The sequence below is a fragment of the Pseudotabrizicola algicola genome, assembly GCF_010915705.1.
In the GTDB taxonomy this organism is placed as follows: Bacteria; Pseudomonadota; Alphaproteobacteria; order Rhodobacterales; family Rhodobacteraceae; genus Pseudotabrizicola; species Pseudotabrizicola algicola.
This window is the reverse complement of record NZ_JAAIKE010000009.1, coordinates 81,088-86,576: the sequence shown is the minus strand read 5'-3', so window position 1 is coordinate 86,576 and position 5,489 is coordinate 81,088. Positions and strand designations below refer to the sequence as shown.

At 69.2% G+C, this 5,489-nt stretch carries 10 protein-coding genes and 1 pseudogene; 4 read left to right on the top strand and 7 right to left on the bottom strand.

Annotated features, from left to right (window positions below):
- The 4 genes from G3572_RS19050 to G3572_RS19035 all read right to left on the bottom strand — a co-directional run.
- On the bottom strand, nucleotides 1-291 hold a 291-nt coding region (locus G3572_RS19050), incomplete at its 3' end, for a phage portal protein (RefSeq protein WP_164614868.1).
- Nucleotides 291-497: a phage head-tail joining protein gene (locus G3572_RS19045; RefSeq protein ID WP_164614865.1), complete on the bottom strand. Its 207-nt coding sequence runs from the start codon at nucleotides 495-497 to the stop codon at nucleotides 291-293. The genes G3572_RS19050 and G3572_RS19045, both read right to left, overlap by 1 nt.
- A gap of 82 nt (nucleotides 498-579) precedes the next feature.
- Nucleotides 580-2,583 (bottom strand): phage terminase large subunit family protein, encoded by a 2,004-nt coding sequence (locus G3572_RS19040; RefSeq protein WP_164614863.1) that lies wholly within the window; start codon nucleotides 2,581-2,583, stop codon nucleotides 580-582.
- Nucleotides 2,531-3,127, bottom strand: coding sequence for a hypothetical protein (locus G3572_RS19035; protein WP_164614860.1), 597 nt, complete (start codon nucleotides 3,125-3,127; stop codon nucleotides 2,531-2,533). Before G3572_RS19035 ends, G3572_RS19040 begins: the two co-directional genes overlap by 53 nt.
- 111 nt (nucleotides 3,128-3,238) lie before the next feature.
- Between G3572_RS19035 and G3572_RS19030 the strand changes: the two genes are divergently transcribed.
- The 4 genes from G3572_RS19030 (at nucleotide 3,239) to G3572_RS19015 (ending at nucleotide 4,669) form a co-directional block, all read left to right on the top strand.
- The gene (locus G3572_RS19030) at nucleotides 3,239-3,436 is read left to right on the top strand and encodes a DUF6900 domain-containing protein (protein WP_164614857.1); all 198 of its coding nucleotides are present in this window, start codon (nucleotides 3,239-3,241) and stop codon (nucleotides 3,434-3,436) included.
- A gap of 12 nt (nucleotides 3,437-3,448) precedes the next feature.
- Nucleotides 3,449-3,664 carry a hypothetical protein gene (locus tag G3572_RS19025; RefSeq protein WP_164614854.1) on the top strand — a complete coding sequence of 72 codons (216 nt, stop codon included), beginning with the start codon at nucleotides 3,449-3,451 and terminating at the stop codon, nucleotides 3,662-3,664.
- Nucleotides 3,665-3,776: 112 nt separating this feature from the next.
- Complete coding sequence (locus G3572_RS19020; RefSeq protein ID WP_164614852.1) at nucleotides 3,777-4,043, top strand: hypothetical protein; 267 nt, start codon at nucleotides 3,777-3,779, stop codon at nucleotides 4,041-4,043.
- A gap of 95 nt (nucleotides 4,044-4,138) precedes the next feature.
- Nucleotides 4,139-4,669, top strand: coding sequence for a DUF3489 domain-containing protein (locus G3572_RS19015; protein WP_164614850.1), 531 nt, complete (start codon nucleotides 4,139-4,141; stop codon nucleotides 4,667-4,669).
- A gap of 48 nt (nucleotides 4,670-4,717) precedes the next feature.
- Here G3572_RS19015 and G3572_RS19010 read toward each other — a convergent pair whose 3' ends face one another.
- The 3 genes and pseudogenes from G3572_RS19010 to G3572_RS19000 form a co-directional block, all read right to left on the bottom strand.
- The gene (locus G3572_RS19010) at nucleotides 4,718-4,915 is read right to left on the bottom strand and encodes a hypothetical protein (protein WP_164614847.1); all 198 of its coding nucleotides are present in this window, start codon (nucleotides 4,913-4,915) and stop codon (nucleotides 4,718-4,720) included.
- Between the two features lie 43 nt (nucleotides 4,916-4,958).
- Nucleotides 4,959-5,174, bottom strand: coding sequence for a DUF7220 family protein (locus G3572_RS19005; protein WP_164614845.1), 216 nt, complete (start codon nucleotides 5,172-5,174; stop codon nucleotides 4,959-4,961).
- A pseudogene (locus G3572_RS19000) lies at nucleotides 5,171-5,489 on the bottom strand (hypothetical protein); the annotation flags it as partial. The gene G3572_RS19005 and the pseudogene G3572_RS19000, both read right to left, overlap by 4 nt.

The following is a 5,489-nucleotide window of genomic DNA, read 5'->3' as shown; positions in this document are numbered from 1 at the left end:
CGGCATGATCCCCGCGCCGATGATATTGTTGACCAGCACCGCGACCGCCTTCGCCGCATGCGGGTTGTTACGGACCAGATCACGCATCCGGTCGCGAAGCAGAGCCCCCGCGACGCCGATCTCTGTGTCGGCCGAGGATCCGGGCGCGCGCCAGCCTTCCGTCCGCCGTCCGCGCGCCGCCCCGTCATAGCCCCGTGTCAGCGTCTCGAAGGCCTGACGGGCCATCACGCGCCGCGCGGCTGCCCGAGGGGCGACCGAAGCGATAGCCCTGTCGAACCAGGTCGCGGACATCAGCGATCCCCGCGCGAGAAGCCAGCGAGCCCGGCCACGGGCAGCGGGCGGCTGACGCCCGCGATGGCGCGTTCGATGGTGCGAATGCGCGCCAGCAGGTCCTCGGCCGAGCCGTAGTCCACCGACTTGCCGTCGTAGCTGACCCGGGTCGTGCCGCTTGCATAGGCCCGGCGCAGCGCCGAGAGCTCGGTTTCCGTCCAGTCCATGCCCTTCGCTCCCGCTCAGTGCGTTCGTTCCCTTGCGACGCTCCACTGGAGCCTCGCATCCGCTGCGCGGACCAGTCCTCACTCAGAACCATCCTCCACGCCGTCCGAGCCAGTCGGAGCGGCGCTTGCCCTGCGGGGCCTGTCCCGGCCGGTTGATCTGCCCGGCGGGATCGGTGTCGGTGGGGGCGGCCCCGAGCTGATCCTCGAGGTCGCGCCATTTCTCGTCGGGCCAGCGGTCCGCGCCTGCGATCCAGGCGGCGGCGCGGGCATAGACGCGGCAATCCAGCGCCTCGTTCCGTTCGCGCAGCTTCTGCCATTCCAGCCGGGCGAAGCCGCGCTTGGTGCGCACCGTGACCAGCTGTTCGGCCACGAATTGCTTCAGCCATTCGTTCTCGACCCATGTCGGCAGGTGGATCGTGCCCGGCGGGAAAGCTGCGCCTTCGGCACGTTCCTCGGTCGTGGGCCTCTCCAAGCGAAGAAAGCGATAAGTCTCGGCCTTGAAGGTCGACACCGCCACGGTCCAGAGCCGCGCCCCGCGCCGCAGCCGTTTCCCGCCCTCGGTCGCGTCGACGAAGGTCGGCCCCGACACCGGGCTCGAGCGGTTGAACCCCTCGACACCCTTGACCGGCGACACCTGCGCGAAGCCTTGCGCCCGCGACCAGGAATAGACCGCCGGGGCCTCGTAGCCCGTGTCGATGGCGAGCCGCGCGATCCTGAGATGCGCGCCGCGTTCATGCGGCCAGGACCGGTCGAGCAGCGCGGTCAGCTCCGACCACGCGTCGTGCCGGTCCGGGCCGCCCTCGATCACGACGTGATCGACGAGCCAGCTTTCCAGCCCGCGACCCCAGGCCCAGACATCGACCTCGATCCGGTCTTTCTGTACGTCGGCCCCGGCGGTCAGGAACAGCCCGCCCGCGGGCACCGTGCCGGATGTCCAGCGCTCGCGCCGGTCATAGAGCCGCTGCCAGTCGGGGGCTTCCCCGGTCTCGACCCATGTCTCGCCGAGGATGGTGTTGCGGAACGCCTTGATCGCCTCGTCGGACCCCTGTGCCGCGTCCCATGCCCGCACGATCCGCTCCCAGCTCAGCCAGCCGATCGGCGAATAGAGTGCCGAGAGGTGATACCCGACCGTCGTCGGATCGGCGGCCGTGGCGGTCGCCCGCCATTCGCCGCCCTCCAGCATCGCCGTCTTGTGGTGCTCCGCGATGGGCTGCTCGCAGCCCTCGCAGTGATATTCCGCCGTCTCGGGGCGGCCCTTCTGCCAGCGCAGCCGGTCGAACTTCAGCCACTGCATCGCGCCGCAATGCGGGCACGGCACGAAGAACCGGCGCTGATCGCTGGCCTCGTACTCGCGCTCGATGCGCGACAGCCCCCGGATCGTGGGCGTCGACACCAGGAACACCTTGCGCCGGTGGGCGAAGGTCAGCGAGCGCGCCTCGGCCAGTGTGACCGGATCGCCTTCCTCGTCGGCCGAAGCCGGATAGGCGTCGACCTCGTCGAGGAAGATGTACCGCGCCGGGGTCGAGCGCAGCCCGACCGCCGAGTTGGCGCCCGTCATGATCAGGATGCCGCCCGCGAACTCCTTGGACAGCATCGTGTTGCCCGCGTCGCGGGATCGCGCGGGCTTCACCCGCTCCCGCAGTTCCGGGCTTTCGTCGATCAGCGGGTCGATCCGCTGGCGCGAGTTCCGCTTGGCCAGTTCCACCGTCGGCTGGACCGCAAGCATCGGGCCCGGCGCCTGGTGGATCGCGAACCCGATCCAGTTGTTGCCTGCCTCGGTCGCGCCGACCTGCGCGGCCTTCATGAACACCACCCGCTGCGTGGGATCGCCCGGCGACAGCCGGTCCATGATCTCGCGCATGTAGGGCGTGCGAACCGTGCGATACCGCCCCGGCTCGGCCGAGGCGCGGCCCGAGAGCATCCGGTGCCGGTCGGCCCATTCCGAGACGGTCAGGTCCGGGTCGGGCCGCAGCCCGTTGCCCCAGGCGCGCAGGATCTCGCCCGCGCCGTCGAAGTCCATCAGTGCGTCATCATCACCGGAAGTCGGGCCGGACCTCGGCGAGTTCGTCGAGGTGGGCGCGTACATGTTTCTCCAGGACCTTCTGCATCGCGGCTGGCTCCACGGTGATCTGCTGGCCTGTCGCGTCGCAGCACGAGGCCGAGAGCTCGGCCGCCATCAGCGCCGCCGCACGCGCGGGCCAGTTCACCCACGTGTCCCTTTCCTCCCGCGCCAGCCGGAACACCAGCGCCAGGGCACGCGCCCGCTCGATCAACTCCCCCTTCAGCTTCTGGAGCCGGATGCGCCGTTCCTGTGCCTTCAGCACCTCGTTCGCCGTCTTCGCCTGCAGGAAGGTCGTGCCGCCGCCGACCGCCGGAACAGCCAGCCCCTGTTCGCGCAGCGTGTCGCCAACGGCGGCCACCGCCGCCTCTGGGACGGGCTTCAGCTTCGGCGCGGGCGGTTTCCTCGTCTTCGATGGGTCCGTCGCCTCGGCACGCCGGGCGTCGCTGGCCGCCGCGTTGATGCTGCCGTCGGGATAGAGGACCAGGCGCTCGGCGGTCTTCGCCTTCTGGATCGCGCCACGCGACAGCCCGACATGCGCGGCGTACTGGCGCTCGCTCATGCCCTGCATCTTCGGCTCCGATTATCATTCAGAATCATGTGCTTGTCGAGTTGATAAGCCTCGCGGACAGAGGGAACGTGTCTCCGGAAGGATGATGCAACTCACCATGGAGCCACCCCGATGACCCGCCGCAAGACCGATCCCGCCGCCGCCCGCGACGCCCTGATCCTGGAGATCGCGCAGCGGCGCTTCTTCCTCGAGACGCTCGAGACCCGGAACTCCGACCGGCTCGATTTCCACGACGTCGCCGTCTGGGCGATCCGCGACGCGCTCGCCGAGGCCTACGAGGCCGGACGCCGCGCCGCCACCCAATCCTGAAAGGATCCCGCCATGAGCACGACCACCATCCGCATCGATCACGACGCCCTTCCGGACCAGTTCGACCGCTCCCGCCCCGACGCCGTCGCCGAGGTGATCGAGGCGGCCCTGCGCGAGGACGGGATCGCGGCCGAGGTCTCGGACGTCATCTCGCACCTCAAGATCGAACTGCCCACCGCGCAACTCGCCACGGCCAGCGCATCGCTGGCCGGGATGGGGCTGATCTGAGCGCGGGCGGCCAGATAGCAATCATATGGCTTTGAATTGCCTACGCTTTCCGGCGCTGCAGAGCGATTCTGATTGCACAAGGACGATGCAACTCAGCCCAAGGACCACCGCCATGACGAACACCACCATCACCACCCCGCGCATTGAGCTCCGCGCCGAGAAGGCGCGTCGCAACAAGGAGGCCGCCCTGAGTGCCTTCATCGGCAAGAAGGCCGAGATCGACGAGATGCTCGCCCGGCTGCAGGCGCTCAGCGACGACCATTTCGACTGCCACCCCGACGAGGTCGGCTGGGCCATGGTCGGCACCCTCGAACACTACGCCAGCCTTCTCAAGCGCATCACCGACAGCGCCTTCGGCGAGGGCGAACACGCCCGCTGATCTCCGGCACCGCCGGAACTCCTGCCGCGCGCCCTGCGCGGCTCGGGGTCGTAGGAGGGCTGCGACGGTCGCGGCCCCGAGCACGGAGACGACCCATGACCCAGATCCAGCTTTCCGACGCCCAAGCCGTCATCCTTTCCGCCGCCTGCGCGCGCGAGGACGGGATGGTGTTCCCCGTCACCGCCAACCTCAAGGGCGGCGCCGTCGGCAACGTCTGCAAGAGCCTCCTCAAGCACGGGCTGATCGAGGAGGTGCCCGCCACCGACCTCAACACCGTCTGGCGGCACGACGACGAACATGGACCCATCACCCTGCGCGCCACCCCGCTGGCCTACAGCACCCTCGGGATCACGGAGGATCCGGAGCAGCCGCAGGACGGGCGGGCCGAGACCACGCTTGCGCCCGAGCCCGTCCGCCGCCGCAGCGGCACCAAGCAAGAGGCGCTGATCGCAATGCTCCGCGCCGAGGGGGGCGCCACCATCGACGAGATCGTCGCCGCCACCGGCTGGCAGGCCCACACCGTTCGCGGCGCCATGTCCGGCGCCCTGAAGAAGAAGCTCGGGCTTGAGGTGACCTCGGAGAAGGTCGAAGGACGCGGCCGGGTCTACCGGCTTCCCGCCGCCTGACGCCGCGAGTCGATTGCTACGCCGCCGCCCCGACCGGGCGGCGGTTTCTCATTGCCACGACAGCAGATCGCGGGCGGCGGCCTGCAGGATATCCTGCGCCATGCGCGGCTCGCAGGTGTAGATGCCGCCCGGTTCCGGCTCACCGACATGCTCAACAAGCCAGTCCCGTCCCTCGTCCGAGATCGGACGCAGGACGACGATGGTCCCGTGATCGTTGATCTCGATATGTTTCCAGCCTTCGGACATGTGCCAAGGCTACCAGCGGGATGGCCGATCCGCCAGCGGCGGCTTAGACCCGCCGCAGCCGTTCGAACAGCCGCCGCAGGACGTAGGACCGCGCGATGCTGACCACGGTGAACACCGCGCCCATCTTCAGGTTCTGGGCCAGCGTCGTGTGCAGCCCGAAGACCGGGAAGATCAGGATCTGCGTGACGACGGCGACCCCGTAGCCGACGATCACGTTGGCGACGGACTCGACCAACGACATGGCGCGCGATTGCTTCATGCTGGCGCCCCGTCATCCATCGGCCAGCAGCTCAGCCGCGAGAGTTCGCAACGCATGCGCTGCAACCAGGGGGACCACGCCATTGCCACAGAGCCGAAGCCGGTCCACCCGGTGGGCCAGCCCATCAGCGCCTCGACGAACAGCGGGTTCAAGGTTCGGCGCGGCTCGGAGGTATCGCTCCCAGCCAGCGGCGTCACCAGGACCTGGCGGCCAAGCAGCCCGTTCACCGGCGTGTTCGCCAAGGTGGTCGCCCCATCCTTGTGGTCTCGAGCCGTCGGCGTCATCCACATCCCCGCCGAATGGGTCAGGTCGGCC

Excerpts from the sequence above, each read along its gene's own strand:
- G3572_RS19030 (WP_164614857.1), top strand. The coding sequence starts at position 3,239 with ATGACCCGCCGCAAGACCGATCCCGCCGCCGCCCGCGACGCCCTGATC.
- G3572_RS19025 (WP_164614854.1), top strand. The coding sequence starts at position 3,449 with ATGAGCACGACCACCATCCGCATCGATCACGACGCCCTTCCGGACCAG.
- G3572_RS19010 (WP_164614847.1), bottom strand. The coding sequence starts at position 4,915 with ATGTCCGAAGGCTGGAAACATATCGAGATCAACGATCACGGGACCATC.
- G3572_RS19020 (WP_164614852.1), top strand. The coding sequence starts at position 3,777 with ATGACGAACACCACCATCACCACCCCGCGCATTGAGCTCCGCGCCGAG.
- G3572_RS19040 (WP_164614863.1), bottom strand. The coding sequence starts at position 2,583 with ATGTACGCGCCCACCTCGACGAACTCGCCGAGGTCCGGCCCGACTTCC.
- G3572_RS19035 (WP_164614860.1), bottom strand. The coding sequence starts at position 3,127 with ATGCAGGGCATGAGCGAGCGCCAGTACGCCGCGCATGTCGGGCTGTCG.
- G3572_RS19005 (WP_164614845.1), bottom strand. The coding sequence starts at position 5,174 with ATGAAGCAATCGCGCGCCATGTCGTTGGTCGAGTCCGTCGCCAACGTG.
- G3572_RS19015 (WP_164614850.1), top strand. The coding sequence starts at position 4,139 with ATGACCCAGATCCAGCTTTCCGACGCCCAAGCCGTCATCCTTTCCGCC.
- G3572_RS19045 (WP_164614865.1), bottom strand. The coding sequence starts at position 497 with ATGGACTGGACGGAAACCGAGCTCTCGGCGCTGCGCCGGGCCTATGCA.